The sequence below is a fragment of the Angustibacter peucedani genome (genome assembly GCF_054779595.1).
Genome location: NZ_BAAGXY010000053.1, coordinates 1 through 13,317, shown reverse-complemented (window position 1 = coordinate 13,317; position 13,317 = coordinate 1). Strand labels below are relative to the sequence as shown.

General features: G+C 74.8%; 10 protein-coding genes. 3 read left to right on the top strand and 7 right to left on the bottom strand.

The features are described 5' to 3' along the window. Positions 1-92 precede the first annotated feature (92 nt). From ligA to ACYVJ4_RS10490, 7 genes are all read right to left on the bottom strand, one after another. Entirely contained in the window at positions 93-2,180 is a 2,088-nt protein-coding gene (gene ligA / locus ACYVJ4_RS10520; protein WP_460460081.1) for an NAD-dependent DNA ligase LigA, read from the bottom strand. Between the two features lie 43 nt (positions 2,181-2,223). Continuing rightward, a complete protein-coding gene (locus tag ACYVJ4_RS10515; RefSeq protein WP_460460080.1) occupies positions 2,224-3,240 on the bottom strand; it encodes a uroporphyrinogen decarboxylase/cobalamine-independent methonine synthase family protein in 1,017 nt (338 codons plus the stop codon). 88 nt (positions 3,241-3,328) lie between these two features. Continuing rightward, the gene (locus tag ACYVJ4_RS10510; protein WP_460460079.1) at positions 3,329-5,563 is read right to left on the bottom strand and encodes a peptidase M6; all 2,235 of its coding nucleotides are present in this window, start codon (positions 5,561-5,563) and stop codon (positions 3,329-3,331) included. 76 nt (positions 5,564-5,639) lie between these two features. Further along, positions 5,640-6,719 (bottom strand): tRNA 2-thiouridine(34) synthase MnmA, encoded by a 1,080-nt coding sequence (mnmA, locus tag ACYVJ4_RS10505; RefSeq protein WP_460460078.1) that lies wholly within the window; start codon positions 6,717-6,719, stop codon positions 5,640-5,642. Continuing rightward, positions 6,719-7,924 (bottom strand): cysteine desulfurase family protein, encoded by a 1,206-nt coding sequence (locus ACYVJ4_RS10500; RefSeq protein WP_460460077.1) that lies wholly within the window; start codon positions 7,922-7,924, stop codon positions 6,719-6,721. Before ACYVJ4_RS10500 ends, mnmA begins: the two co-directional genes overlap by 1 nt. Positions 7,925-7,982: 58 nt before the next feature. Beyond that, the gene (locus ACYVJ4_RS10495) at positions 7,983-8,951 is read right to left on the bottom strand and encodes an electron transfer flavoprotein subunit alpha/FixB family protein (RefSeq protein ID WP_460460076.1); all 969 of its coding nucleotides are present in this window, start codon (positions 8,949-8,951) and stop codon (positions 7,983-7,985) included. 27 nt (positions 8,952-8,978) lie between these two features. Continuing rightward, a complete protein-coding gene (locus tag ACYVJ4_RS10490) occupies positions 8,979-9,773 on the bottom strand; it encodes an electron transfer flavoprotein subunit beta/FixA family protein (RefSeq protein WP_460460075.1) in 795 nt (264 codons plus the stop codon). 242 nt (positions 9,774-10,015) lie between these two features. Between ACYVJ4_RS10490 and ACYVJ4_RS10485 the strand changes: the two genes are divergently transcribed. From ACYVJ4_RS10485 to ACYVJ4_RS10475, 3 genes are all read left to right on the top strand, one after another. Next, on the top strand, positions 10,016-10,771 hold the full coding sequence (locus ACYVJ4_RS10485; RefSeq protein WP_460460125.1) for a class I SAM-dependent methyltransferase: 756 nt from the start codon (positions 10,016-10,018) through the stop codon (positions 10,769-10,771). Next, a complete protein-coding gene (locus ACYVJ4_RS10480) occupies positions 10,768-12,303 on the top strand; it encodes a 1,4-alpha-glucan branching protein domain-containing protein (RefSeq protein WP_460460074.1) in 1,536 nt (511 codons plus the stop codon). The genes ACYVJ4_RS10485 and ACYVJ4_RS10480 overlap by 4 nt, the downstream gene beginning before the upstream one ends. Then, positions 12,303-13,317 (top strand): glycosyltransferase family 4 protein (locus ACYVJ4_RS10475; protein WP_460460073.1); only part of this gene is annotated, 1,015 nt, incomplete at its 3' end. The genes ACYVJ4_RS10480 and ACYVJ4_RS10475, both read left to right, overlap by 1 nt.

The window sequence follows — 13,317 nt, the reverse complement described above, 5'->3', positions numbered from 1 at the left end:
GACGTCTGTGTGTCGGCAGGAGGCCGGTCGGGCTGAAGTGCCTGGTGGGAGGCGGTGCGAGGCGGACTCCGGGCGACCGGGGCCGGGCGCGCTCAGACGGCGTCCGGGCCGCCCTCGAGCAGGCGGCGGAAGCCGTCCTCGTCGAGCACCGGGACGCCGAGCTGCACGGCCTTGTCGTGCTTGCTGCCCGGGTTCTCGCCGACCACGACGTACGAGGTCTTCTTCGACACCGAGCCGGACGCCTTGCCGCCGCGGGCCAGCACCGCCTCGCGCGCCTCGTCGCGGCTGAAGCCCTCGAGCGAGCCGGTGACGACGAGCGTCAGGCCCTCGAGCGTGCGCGGGGCGCCCTCGTCGCGGTCGTCCTGCATCCGCACGCCCGCGGCCGCCCACTTCTCGACGATGCCGGCGTGCCAGTCGACGTCGAACCACTCGCGCACGGCCTCGGCGATCACCGGGCCGACGCCGTCGACGCCGGCCAGGTCGTCCTGCGCGGCGTCGCGGATCGCGGTGACGGAGCCGAGCTCCTGGGCCAGGGCGCGGGCCGCCGTGGGGCCGACGTGCCGCACCGAGAGCGCCACCAGCACCCGCCACAGCGGTTGCTGCTTGGCCTTCTCGAGGTTGGCCAGCAGCCGGGTGCCGTTCGCCGACAGCTCCCCGTCCTTGCGCGTGAACAGCGGGACGGTGCGCAGCTGGTCGGCCGTGAGCGCGAACAGGTCGCCCTCGTCCTCGACGACGCCGGCCTCGAGCAGCGCGGCGGCGGCCTCGTAGCCCATGGCCTCGATGTCGAAGGCGCCGCGAGAGGCGACGTGGAAGAGCCGCTCGCGCAGCTGGGCCGGGCACGAGCGCTGGTTGGGGCAGCGGATGTCGACGTCGCCCTCGCGCTGCGGCGCGAGCTCGGTGCCGCAGGCCGGGCAGTGCGTGGGCATGACGAACGCGCGGGCCCCCTTGGCGTGCTTCCCGTCCGGCCCGAGCACCGGTGCGAGCACCTCGGGGATGACGTCGCCCGCCTTGCGCAGCACGACGGTGTCGCCGATCCAGACGCCCTTGCGCTCGACCTCCTGCGCGTTGTGCAGCGTGGCCATCTCGACCGTCGAGCCCGAGACCAGCACCGGCTCCATCACGGCGTACGGCGTGACCCGGCCGGTGCGGCCCACGTTGACCCGGATGTCGAGCAGCGTCGTCGTGACCTCCTCGGGCGGGTACTTGTAGGCGATGGCCCACCGCGGAGCGCGGCTGGTCGAGCCGAGCCGGCGCTGCACCGCGAGCTCGTCGACCTTGACCACCACGCCGTCGATCTCGTGCTCGACGTCGTGCCGGTGCTCGCCGTGGTGCTCGACGAACGCCACGACGTCGTCCAGCGACGTGAGGACCTTCGCGTGGGTGCTCACCGGCAGGCCCCAGCCGCCGAGCAGGTCGTAGGCCTGCGACTGGCGGGTCAGGTCGATGCCCACCGTGTCGAAACCCTTGCGCGCGCCGATGCCGTGGACCAGCAGGTGCAGCGGGCGCGACGCCGTGACCCTGGGGTCCTTCTGCCGCAACGACCCCGAGGCCGCGTTGCGGGGGTTGGCGAAGGGGGCGCGGCCGGCCTCGACCAGGCTCGCGTTCAGGTCGGCGAACGCCTCGACCGGGAAGAACACCTCGCCGCGCACCTCGACCAGCTCGGGGACGTCGTCGCCGCTCAGCTCGGTCGGGACGTCGCGCAGCGTGCGGACGTTGAGCGTGACGTCCTCGCCGGTGCGGCCGTCACCGCGGGTCGCGGCGCGCACCAGCCGGCCGCGCTCGTAGACCAGGTCGATCGCCAGGCCGTCGATCTTCAGCTCGCACAGCCAGTGCACGTCGCCGCCGGCGTCGCGGCCCACCCTGTCGGCCCACGCCCGCAGCTCGTCGACGGAGAACACGTTGTCGAGGCTGAGCATCCGCTCGAGGTGGTCGACTGCGGTGAACTCGGTCGAGAAGGTGCCCCCGACGACCTGGCTCGGGCTGTCGGGCGTGCGCAGGGCCGGGTGCTCGTGCTCGAGCGCCTCGAGCTCGTGCATGAGCCGGTCGAACGCGCCGTCGCTGATGCTCGGCGCCTCGCGCACGTAGTAGGCGAACCGGTGGCCGCGGATCTCCTCGGCCAGGTCGGTCCACCGCCGGCGGGCGTCGTCCGGGACGTCGGTCAGCTCGATCGCGTCGCTCACGGCGCCATCATGCCGCGCCGCACCGACAGCGCACGGTCGGGCGCTAGGTGTGGGCGCGCTCGGTCAGCTCGCCCGCCACCTCGACCGCCCGGGCGACCGCCGCCCGTGCCGAGGAGGGCGAGGCCCCCACCAGCCCGCACGTGGGGGTCACGACGACGTCCACCAGGTCCCGGACGGCGAGCCCGACGTCACGCCAGCGGGCGACCAGCCGGTCGGCCAGCGCGGTGGTCGACGGCAGCGCCCCGAGGGTCGGCACGACACCGGCCCACAGCCGCGTGCCGGCTTCGACCGAGGCCGCGACCGACTCCCAGCCCGCCGGCCCGAGCAGCCCGACGTCCAGCGACACGGCGGACGCCCCGGCCTCGCGCAGCAGCGCCACCGGCACGTCCGGCGCGCAGCAGTGCACGACCGTCCCCGCGCCCGCGGCGGTCGCGGCGCCGAGCACCTGCGACAGCCCCTCGCGCGCGTCCGCCGGCGACACGGCACGCAGCCGCCCGTAGCCGGACGCCGTAAGCACCCGCCCCTCCAGCACCGCCGGCAGCGACGGCTCGTCGAGCTGCACCACCACCTCGGCACCGGGCACCAGCCGGACGACGTCCGCCACCAGCTCGCGCACGCTCTCGGCCGACGACGCCACCAGGTCGCGCGCGGCACCGGGGTCGACGACCGCGCGCTCGCCGCGCGGCAGCCACAGCGAGGCGGCGAGCGTCCAGGGCCCCGCCAGCTGCACTTTCAGCGGTCCGACGTACCCGTCGAAGGCGTGGGCCAGCCGGTCCAGGTCCTCGCGCCAGAAGGCGTCGGCGCGCGCCTGGTCGCGCCCCGGGTGGTCGACGAGCCGCCAGCCCGCAGGCTGCAGGTCGACCGGCATGGCGACGAGTCGGGCCGCGGCCCGGCCCACGAGGTCTGCCCCCGGCCCGCGCGCGGGCAGCTCGGGCAGGTGCGGCAGGTGCGGCGGCTCTCCCAGCTCGCCCCGGACGACGGCGAGCGCCTCGGCCTGGTCGGTGCCCGGCCACGAGCCCAGGCCGGTGGCGCGGCTCTGGGCGTCGCGCTCGGTGTCCACGGGCAGCGACCCTACCGACCGGCGCGCAGGCCGAGGGCCCGGGACCGAGCGGTCCCGGGCCCCCGACGTCCTGCGTCAGGTGCGTCCGTCAGCGTCCGCCGGGCTGGCGGGTGCCGTTGATCTTCAGCGTGTAGGTCGCGTACTTGCGCGCGGCCTCCTTGCTGTCGTCGAGGCCCACAATCACGCCGATCCGGTCGCTCTTCTTGAAGGTCTTCTTCAGCTGACCGGCGTTCAGCGAACCCGCGCCCTTCGTGAGCTTGAGCTCCTGGTAGGCGACGCGCTTGCCGTCGAGCGTCCAGCCGACGACCTGGACGTTCCAGGCCTCCACCGGGGTCGGGTAGACCTGGGTGGCCGACTTGGCACCGGCCAGGCTCGACCCGTCGGTGATGGTGGTCGAGCCGACCTTGACGTCGTCGACCCACCAGCCGGTGGGACCGTCGCCGCCGTTGCCGTTCGAGGCCTCGTCGGTCATGTACCGGAACGACAGCTTGATCGCCTTGCCCGCGTAGGGCGCGAGGTCGAACGTCTGCGTCGTCCAGTCGCTGACGCCGGTGAAGCCCGGCAGCTGCGACACGATGGCCCCGGACGCCGCCGGGTCGTGCTCGGAGGTCGTGCTGGCGTTGGACAGGCTCTTGTACGTCTTGCCGCCGTCCGTCGAGACCTGCACCAGCCCGAAGTCCCAGCCCTCCTCGATGTCGTACTTCGTGGCGAAGCTGAGCTTCGGCGACCCGCTCGGCACGTTCACCGAGTAGACGAGCGAGCGGTCGAGCTCGTCGCCCTCACCCGCGTACAGCGCCGGCCCGTCGTGCGCCGTCGCGTCGACGACCCACTCGACCGGGTCGGGGGCGTAGGTGACCGCGCCCGCGAAGGACAGCGACTTCGCCGTGCGGCCGGTGACCGGCCGCCCGTCCTTGGCCAGCACGTAGTCCGAGCCGTTCGGCGGGGCGCCGGGGCTGTCGTACGAGCCCGGCCACGCCCAGTCGATGCCCGAGCTGAGCTGCTTGGACGAGAACCGCGCCTTGTCGTCGCGCTTCAGACCCTTGGCGCCGCCGTCCAGCCAGCCGTCGACCGCCATCGCGGCCGCCCAGTCGTGGACGACGTCGGACGAGCTCAGCCCGGGCGCCTCGTCGTCCAGCATGTCCTGCACCGAGGCGAGGCCGTTCTTGGCGTCGCGGTGCAGGCGGCTGATGGCGTCGAGCCCGAAGTGGTCGGCGACGTAGGTGACGAACGAGTAGGCCGCCCCGTAGTCGCTGAGCACCGACGGGCTGCCCTGGTCCTCCCACTGCGTCAGCGAGTTCTCGGCGCCGCAGTAGGGGAAGTCGTCGGTGGCGTAGAAGCCCTGGAAGCAGGCGATGTGCGAGTCGGCACCGGTGGCCGGCCAGCGCAGGCGCGTGTCGACGTAGCCGACGAGCGTCTGGGCGTAGTCGGACAGGCCCTCGTTCAGCCAGGTCGTCTCGTCGCCGTCGGTGTAGTAGTGCAGCAGGTGCTGGTACTCGTGGGCGAACGTGCCCTCGTACAGCCGCGGACGCGCCGCCTGGTTGGGGCTGCACAGGCCGCCGGGCGTCTGGTTCGGCGGGTTCGCGCCGGTGCGGTGCAGCCAGTCGTAGCTGTCGATCGTCATGACGTTGCGGTCGTACGCCTCGTTGAACGTCGGCGAGAAGAAGCCGGCGATGTACGTCGCGCCGTCCGGGGTGTTGGGCTCGTAGAAGTTCGCGTCGCGGACGTTCGAGATCAGCGCGACGGTCTTGTCGCCGTCGCCGGAGTAGTAGCCCGGCGCGCCCACCTGCGCGTTCGCGCCGTCACGGGGCGGTGCCACCGAGAACGCCTGCGACTCCTTGGGGAGCATGTTCGTGTCGAACTGGTTGGCCAGGTCGTCGACCTGCGCCTGCGTCACGACGTTGCGCACGCCGTCGTTGCGGCAGTCGCCCGCCGGGTAGTTCAGGTCGTCCTGCACCCAGACCTCGATGTTGGTGCCGACCTTCTTCAGGGTGAAGGTCTGCGGCACGTAACCGCCGTTGAAGTCGTCGAGCACGTAGTAGGTGCGCTGCGTGCCGGCGGGCGGGGTGACGCCCGCGGCGAGCGCGGTGCGGGCCCGGGCGTTCGGCGCCACGGCCTGGGACTTCAGCTGCGAGCGCTGCTGCGCCGTGAGCGCCATCTTGCGCGTCGCCGCGCTGATGTCGCGGACGTCGCTGCCGGGTCGTGCGGTGCTGCGGGACGGTGCGGCCTGGGCGCTGACGGCGCTGAGCCCGGTGAGGGCCAGCGCTGCCGCGCTCGTCGCCGCAGCCGCGGCCCATGTGGGGCGCGAGCGGAACCTGAGGGACATGGGTGTGTCCTGTCTGCCGGAAAGGGGGATGGCCGCATGCAACCATCGCCTGCCCTTGCCTGGGAAGACCTGTGACTCAGCGTGCAGCGGCCGTCACGGTGGCAGACCCCAGCACCCGCGTGCCGTCGTACAGCACGACCGCCTGCCCCGGCGCGACCCCGCGGACCGGCCGGCGCAGCGCCACCTCGACCCGCCCGTCGGCGTGCGCCTGCGCCACCGCGGGCACCGGCTCGCCGTGGGCGCGCACCTGCGCCATCACCTCGACCGGGCCCTCCGGCGCCGCACCGCACCAGCGGGGGCGGTCGGCCGAGATCGACCGGACGTCGAGCGCCTCGGCCGGACCGACCACGACCGTGCCGTCGACCGGCCGGATGTCCAGCACGTAGCGCGGCCTGCCATCCGCGGCGGGCCGGCCGATCCCCAGCCCCTTGCGCTGGCCGACCGTGAAGCTGTACGCGCCCTCGTGCTGGGCCAGCACCGCGCCGTCCTCGTCGGTGACCGCGCCCGGCCGCGAGCCGAGGCGGCGCTCGAGGAACCCGCGGGTGTCGCCGTCCGCGACGAAGCAGATGTCGTGGCTGTCGGGCTTGTCGGCGACCTGCAGGCCGCGCGCAGCGGCCTCGGCCCGCACCTCGCCCTTGGGCGTGACGCCCAGCGGGAAGACGGCGCGGGCCAGCTGGTCGGCGGTCAGGACGCCGAGCACGTAGGACTGGTCCTTCGCGCCGTCGACCGCGCGGTGCAGCGTGCGCGCGCCGTCGTCCGCGGTCTCGACCCGTGCGTAGTGGCCGGTGCAGAGCGCGTCGAAGCCGAGCGCGACCGCCTTGTCGAGCAGCGCCGAGAACTTGATCTTCTCGTTGCACCGCAGGCACGGGTTGGGCGTGCGGCCGGCCGCGTACTCGGCGACGAAGTCCTCGACGACGTCCTGGGTGAAGCGCTCGGACAGGTCCCAGACGTAGAACGGGATGCCGAGGACGTCGGCCGCCCGGCGCGCGTCGTGGGCGTCCTCGACGGTGCAGCACCCGCGGGCGCCGGTGCGCAGGGTCGCCGGCTGGCGCGACAGCGCGAGGTGGACGCCGACGACGTCGTGCCCGGCGTCGACGACCCGGGCGGCCGCGACCGCGGAGTCGACGCCGCCGCTCATCGCGGCCAGGACCCGCATCAGCCGGCCGCCGGCACGGTCGTGGACGCGGTCGAGGCCACCGTGGCGCCGCGGGCCCGCGCCACCGCGCCGGGCATCGCCTCGACCGCGGCGGCGACGTCCGCCTCGGTCGAGCTGTGGCCCAGCGTCAGCCGCAGCGCGCCCCGCACCAGCTCGGGCGCGACGCCCATGGCGACCAGCACGTGGCTCGGCTGCGGCACGCCCGCCTGGCAGGCCGAGCCGGTCGAGCACTGCACGCCCTGGGCGTCGAGCAGGTAGAGCAACGAGTCGCCGTCGCAGCCGGCGAACGACAGGCTGGCGTTGCCGGGCAGGCGTCCGGCCGGGTCGGGGTCGCCGTGCACGACGACGTCCGGGACGGCGGCCCGCACCCCGGCCACCAGCGAGGACCGCAGCGCGGTCAGGCGGGCCACCGAGCGGGGCAACCGCTTGACGGCGAGGTCCGCGGCCACGGCGAACGCCCGGATCGCCGGCTCGTCGAGCGTGCCGCTGCGCACCTGGCGCTCCTGGCCGCCGCCGTGCAGCAGCGGCGTGAGCTGCGCCCCGCGCACCGCGAGCAGCGCCCCGACGCCGACCGGTCCGCCGAGCTTGTGCCCGGTGACGGTGAGCAGGTCGACGCCGCTGGCCGCGAAGTCGACCTCGGTCTGGCCCACGGCCTGCACGGCGTCGGTGTGCACCGGGATGCCGTGCTCGTGCGCGATCTCGGCGACCTCGCGCACCGGCTGCACCGTGCCGACCTCGTTGTTGGCCCACATGACGCTGACGAGCGCCACGGCGTCCGGGTCGCGCCCGACCTCGGCGCGCACCGCGTCGAGGTCGACCCGGCCGACCCCGTCGACCGGCAGCAGCACCAGCTCGGCGTCCTCGTGCTCGACCAGCCACTGCGCGGCGTCGAGCACGGCGTGGTGCTCGACCGCGCTCACCAGCAGCCGGCGACGGCGCGGGTCGGCGTCGTGCCGGGCCAGGTAGGTGCCCTTGACCGCGAGGTTGTCGGACTCGGTGCCGCCGCCGGTGAAGACGACCTCGCTCGGCCCGGCGCCGAGCGCCGCGGCGAGCTGCTCGCGCGACTCCTCGACGACGCGGCGGGCGCGGCGGCCGGCCGTGTGCAGCGACGACGCGTTGCCCACCACCTGCAGCTCGGCCACCAGGGCCTCGACGGCCTCCGGCAGCATCGGCGTGGTGGCCGCGTGGTCGAGGTAGACGCTCACCCCGTCAGTCTACGAGCGGGGTGAGCGCCCCTCGGCGGGCGACGTCGGTGACCCTTGCTCAGCCCTTGGCCTTCTCGACCGCCTCGGTCGCCTGCGGCAGCACGGAGAACAGGTCGCCCACGACGCCGAAGTCGACGAGCTCGAAGATCGGCGCCTCCTCGTCCTTGTTGACGGCGACGATGGTCTTGGACGTCTGCATGCCGGCCCGGTGCTGGATCGCCCCGGAGATGCCGTTGGCGACGTACAGCTGCGGCGAGACGGTCTTGCCGGTCTGGCCGACCTGGTTGGCGTGCGGGTACCAGCCGGCGTCGACCGCGGCGCGCGAGGCGCCCACGGCCGCACCGAGGGCGTCGGCGAACGCCTCGACCGGGCCGAAGTCGCCGCCCGTGCCGCGGCCGCCGCTGACGACGATCGCGGCCTCGGTCAGCTCGGGCCGGCCGGACTTCTCGCGCGGCTTGCGCTCGGTGATCGTCGCGGCCTTGGCGGCGTCGGAGATCGTCGGCTCGAACACCTCGTCGGCCGCGGCGGCCGGGGCCGCCTCGGGGGTGGCCGAGTTGGGCTTGACGGTGATGATCGGCGTGCCGCGGGTGACCTTGGCCTGCACGGTGTACGAGCCGGCGAAGACCGACTGCGTCGTGGTCAGGTCGGCCGCGCTGCTGCCGGTGACGGCCACGGCGTCGGTGATCAGCCCGGACCCGGTCTTGATCGCCAGGCGCGCGGCGATCTCCTTGCCGTCCGAGCTGGACGGCAGCAGGACGGCGGCCGGTGACGTCCGCTCGACCAGCTGGGCCAGCGCCTCGGCGGTCGGGGCGGTCAGGTGGTCGGTGACGTCGGCGGACTCGACGCGGTAGACCTTCGCCGCGCCGTACTCGGCCAGCGTGGCCTTGGCGGCGTCGAACGCGGCGGCGTCGGGCGCCACGAGCACCGCGGACGGCTCGCCGAACTGGCGCGCGATGGTCAGCAGCTCGGTGGTGGTCTTGCGGACGGCCCCGTCGACGTGGTCGACGAGCACGAGGACCTCGCTCATCTCGGATCTCCTTGTCAGCTGGGGTGGTCAGACGAACTTGCGGGACACGAGGAACTCGGCGAGCTTCGCGCCGCCGTCGCCCTCGTCGGTGACGACCTGGCCCTGCTCGCGCGGCGGGCGCGCGGCGACGGACTCGACCGTCGTCCAGGCGGCGGCCAGGCCGACCTCGCCCGGGTCGACGCCGAGGTCGGCGACGCCCCACGTCTCGACCGGCTTCTTCTTGGCCGCCATGATCCCCTTGAACGAGGGGTAGCGCGGCTCGTTGATCTGGTCGGTGACGCTCACCAGGGCCGGCAGGCTCGAGGTGATGGTCTGGGTCGAGGCGTCGCCGTCGCGGCGGATCGTCACGCCGTCGCCGCCCACGGTCAGCTCGCTGGCGAACGTGACCTGCGGCAGCCCCAGCCGCTCGGCGAGCATGGCGGGCACGACGCTCATCGTGCCGTCGGTGGAGGCCATGCCGGTGAGCACGAGGTCGACGCCGCCGTCCTGGCCGATCTTCTCGATCGCCTTGGCCAGCACCAGCGAGGTCGCCACCGCGTCGGAGCCCGCGATCGCGTCGTCGCTGACGTGCACGCCCTTGCCGGCGCCCATCTGCAGCGACTTCTTGACCGCCTCGGCCGCCTGCTCGGGACCGACCGTCAGGACGGTGACCTCGCCGTCACCCGCGGCCTCGACGATCTTCAGGGCCTCCTCGACGGCGTACTCGTCCAGCTCGGACAGCCGGCCGTCGACGCCCACCCGGTCGGTGGTGTGGTCGGACTCCTCGAACGTGCGGTCCGCCTGGGCGTCCGGCACGTACTTCACGCACACGACGATGTTCATGGTCGGGTCTCGACCTCCACTGCGCTCGACCGGCGCCAGCCGGGAGGGGACAGGGGTGTCCCGCTCGTCGGGGTCAGCCTGCCAGGCGGCACCACCACGGCGCGCACCGGCACGGCCGGCTCCTGGGGCCCGATGTTACCCACCGGTAATGTGTCGCGCGAGCGCGCTGCCGGTGAGGCCGGTCACACGTCGGGCCGGGCGTCGGCGGTCGGTAGGATCCAGCGCCCTTCGAGAGGAACGGGATCACGATCGACGACCTGTCGCTGCCGCTCACCGGCGAGCGCACCGCCCCCGGCGTCTGGCACGAGGCCTACTGGTTCGCCCGGCACCTCGCGGCCTACGAGCACCTCGCGCCGCGCTGCGCCGGGCTCGACGTGCTCGAGGCCGGGTGCGGCGAGGGCTACGGCACGGACGTCGTCCGGCGGGCCGGTGCCCGCCACGTGCTGGGTCTGGACTACGACGCCGCGGCCGTCGCCCACGCCCGGGACCGCTACTCCCCCACCGCGTTCGCCCGCGCGAACCTCGTGCACCTGCCGCTCGCGGCCGCGTCGGTCGACGTCGTGCTGAGCCTGCAGGTGGTCGAGCACATCTGGACGCCGCAGGAGCTGCTGGCCGAGACCGCCCGCGTGCTGCGGCCCGGCGGCCTGCTGGCGCTCTCGACGCCCAACCGGCTCACCTTCTCGCCCGGCCTGGCCCGCGGCGAGAAGCCCACCAACCCCTTCCACGTGCGCGAGCTGGACGCCGACGAGCTCGTCGCGCTGGTGGGCGAGCACCTCGAGATGGTCGAGGTGCTCGGGGTGCACGCCGGGCCGCGGCTGCGCGCCTTCGGCCACGAGGCACTGGTGCACGGGCAGCTGGCCGAGGAGCCGACGCGCTGGCCCGCCGACCTCGCGGACCTGGTGCGGGGCACCACGGCCGCGCACTTCGAGGTCCGGGCGGGGGCGGCCGACGACGTCGACGCCGCGCTCGACCTGGTGGTGGTGGCGAGGCGGCGATGACCTCGACGACGGTGGAGGGCGCGTTCGCGCTGGTGCTGCACAGCCACCTGCCCTGGGTGGTCCACCACGGCAGCTGGCCGGTCGGCGAGGAGTGGCTGCACCAGGCCTGGACCGGGTCGTACCTGCCGCTCGCCCGGGTGCTGCACGACCTGGCGTCCGAGGGACGGCGCGACGTCCTGACCCTCGGCGTCACGCCGGTGCTCGCGGCCCAGCTCGACGACCCCGGGTGCCTGCGCGACGTCGGCACCTGGGCGGGCACGTGGCAGCAGCGCGCCGCCGAGCTGGCCGGCCGCGCCGACCCACGGCTGCAGGCGGTGGCGGCGCACGAGTTCCGGGCCGCGACGCGAGCCCTCGAGGACCTCGCCGGACCGTGGGCGGCCGGGGGCTCGCCGGTGCTGCGGGGCCTGGCCGACGCCGGGGTGGTCGAGCTGCTCGGGGGGCCGGCGACGCACCCGTTCCTGCCCCTGCTCGACCCGCGGATCGCGTCGTTCGCCCTGCGCAGCGGCCGCGACGACGCCCGGCGCCGGCTGGCGTCGACGTCCGGTGGGATCTGGGTGCCGGAGTGCGGCTGGTCACCCTCTCTCGCAACGGTTCTGGACGACGCCGGCGTGACGCACTTCTTGGCCGACGAGGCGACGCTCGCGGCGGGCGGGCGAGAGACGGCCGGAGCCTGGCAGGTCGCCGGCTCGGACGTCGTCGTGCTGGGCCGCGACCTCGCCGTCACCGACCGGATCTGGAGCTCGCGCACCGGCTACCCCACCGGCGCGGCGTACCGCGACTTCCACGCCCTCGACCACCCGTCCGGGCTGCGGCCGTCCCGCGTCACCGGGCCGGACGTGCCCGTCCACCGCAAGGCGCCGTACGACCCGGGCGCGGCTGCCGCCGCCGTCGAGCGCGACGCCCGCGACTTCGTCGCCCGGGTGCGCGAGCGGCTGGCCGAGGTGGCGACCCGCGACGGTCGCCCCGGCCTGGTGGTGGCGGCCTACGACACCGAGCTCTTCGGGCACTGGTGGCACGAGGGACCGGCCTTCCTGGCGCGGGTGCTGCGGCTGCTGCCCGAGGCCGGGGTGCGGCTGACGACGTTGCGCGGTGCGGTGGAGCAGCACGGGGTGCGCGGCGAGGTCGACCTGCCGCCGGGCTCGTGGGGTGCCGGGAAGGACTTCCGGGTCTGGGCCGGAGCCGCGGTGCGCCCGATGGTCGACGAGGCGTTCTGGGTGCAGCGCCGGCTGCTGGACGTCGTCGACGCCGAGCACCGGGCCGGGCGTCTCGTCTGCCGCCGGCCGGACCTCGACCAGCTGGCCCGGCAGGCCCTGCTCGCGCTGTCGAGCGACTGGGCCTTCATGGTGTCGCGCGACCAGGCGGCCGACTACGCCTGGCGGCGCGAGCGCGAGCACCGCGAGGCCTTCCACCGGCTGGCCGCGCTGGTCGAGGACGGAGCTGCGACCACCGGGTCCGAGGTCGGGCGTCAGCGAGCGGTCGACGACCCGTTCCCGGCGCTAGACGCCAGAACCCTTGCGGCGCAGGGGTTCTGATGCACGTCGTCCACCTGAGCTGGGAGTTCCCTCCGGTCGTGTACGGCGGGCTCGGCCGGTACGTCGAGCAGCTCAGCCGGGCGCAGGTCGAAGGCGGCGACGAGGTGACGGTGGTGTCGGTCGCCGACGACGTCCGGGGTGCTCGGGCCGGTGGCCGTGGTGGTCGCCCCGACGCTCCCCCGGCCGAGACGGTCGACGGCGTGGCCGTGCTGAGGGTGCCGGGCCCGTCCGGCGGTGACGACCTCGCGACCGCGGTGCGGGCGATGCAGGACGCCATGGTGCGCGCCGCCGGCGGGCTGCGGCCCGACGTCGTCCACGCGCACGACTGGATGGTCGCCGACGCCGCACGGCGGCTGGCCGACGCGGCCGGGTGCCCGGTGGTGCTCACCGTGCACGCCACCGAGCTGGGGCGGCGTCAGGGACGGCTGGACGACGACGTCCACCGCGCCGTCCACGCCGCCGAGCGGCACGCGGTGGCGGTCGCCGACCGGGTCGTCGTCTGCTCGTCGGCGATGGTCGAGGAGGTGGCGGCCCACGGCGCCGACCTGGCCGCCGTGGTGGTCGTCCCCGCGGCCGTCGAGGCCTCGCGCTGGGACGTCCGGCCTGCCGACCGCGCCGCCGCCCGCGGGCGGCACGCCGCGCCGCACGAACGGCTCGTCGTGGCGGCCGGCCGCCTGGAGTGGGAGAAGGGGTTCTCGACGCTGCTGCGCGCGCTGCCCGGGCTGCGGGAGCGGCACGCCGACGTCCGGGTGGTGCTGGCCGGCACCGGGTCGTACGCGCCGGCGCTGCGCGCGCTCGCCACGGAGGTCGGCGCGGTCGGCACCGTCACGTTCGCCGGGCACCTGGACGTCGCCGAGCTGGCGCCGCTGCTCGCCGCGGCCGACGCCGTCGTGGTGCCCAGCCGGTACGAGCCCTTCGGCCTGGTGGCGCTCGAGGCGCAGGCCACCGGCGCTCCCGTGGTCGTCACGCGCACCGGCGGCCTGGCCGGCACGGTCGAGGACGGCGTCACCGGGC

Coding starts and splice junctions, on each gene's coding strand:
- ACYVJ4_RS10510 (WP_460460079.1), bottom strand. CDS start 5,563: ATGTCCCTCAGGTTCCGCTCGCGCCCCACATGGGCCGCGGCTGCGGCG.
- mnmA (WP_460460078.1), bottom strand. CDS start 6,719: ATGCGGGTCCTGGCCGCGATGAGCGGCGGCGTCGACTCCGCGGTCGCG.
- ACYVJ4_RS10490 (WP_460460075.1), bottom strand. CDS start 9,773: ATGAACATCGTCGTGTGCGTGAAGTACGTGCCGGACGCCCAGGCGGAC.
- ACYVJ4_RS10480 (WP_460460074.1), top strand. CDS start 10,768: ATGACCTCGACGACGGTGGAGGGCGCGTTCGCGCTGGTGCTGCACAGC.
- ACYVJ4_RS10495 (WP_460460076.1), bottom strand. CDS start 8,951: ATGAGCGAGGTCCTCGTGCTCGTCGACCACGTCGACGGGGCCGTCCGC.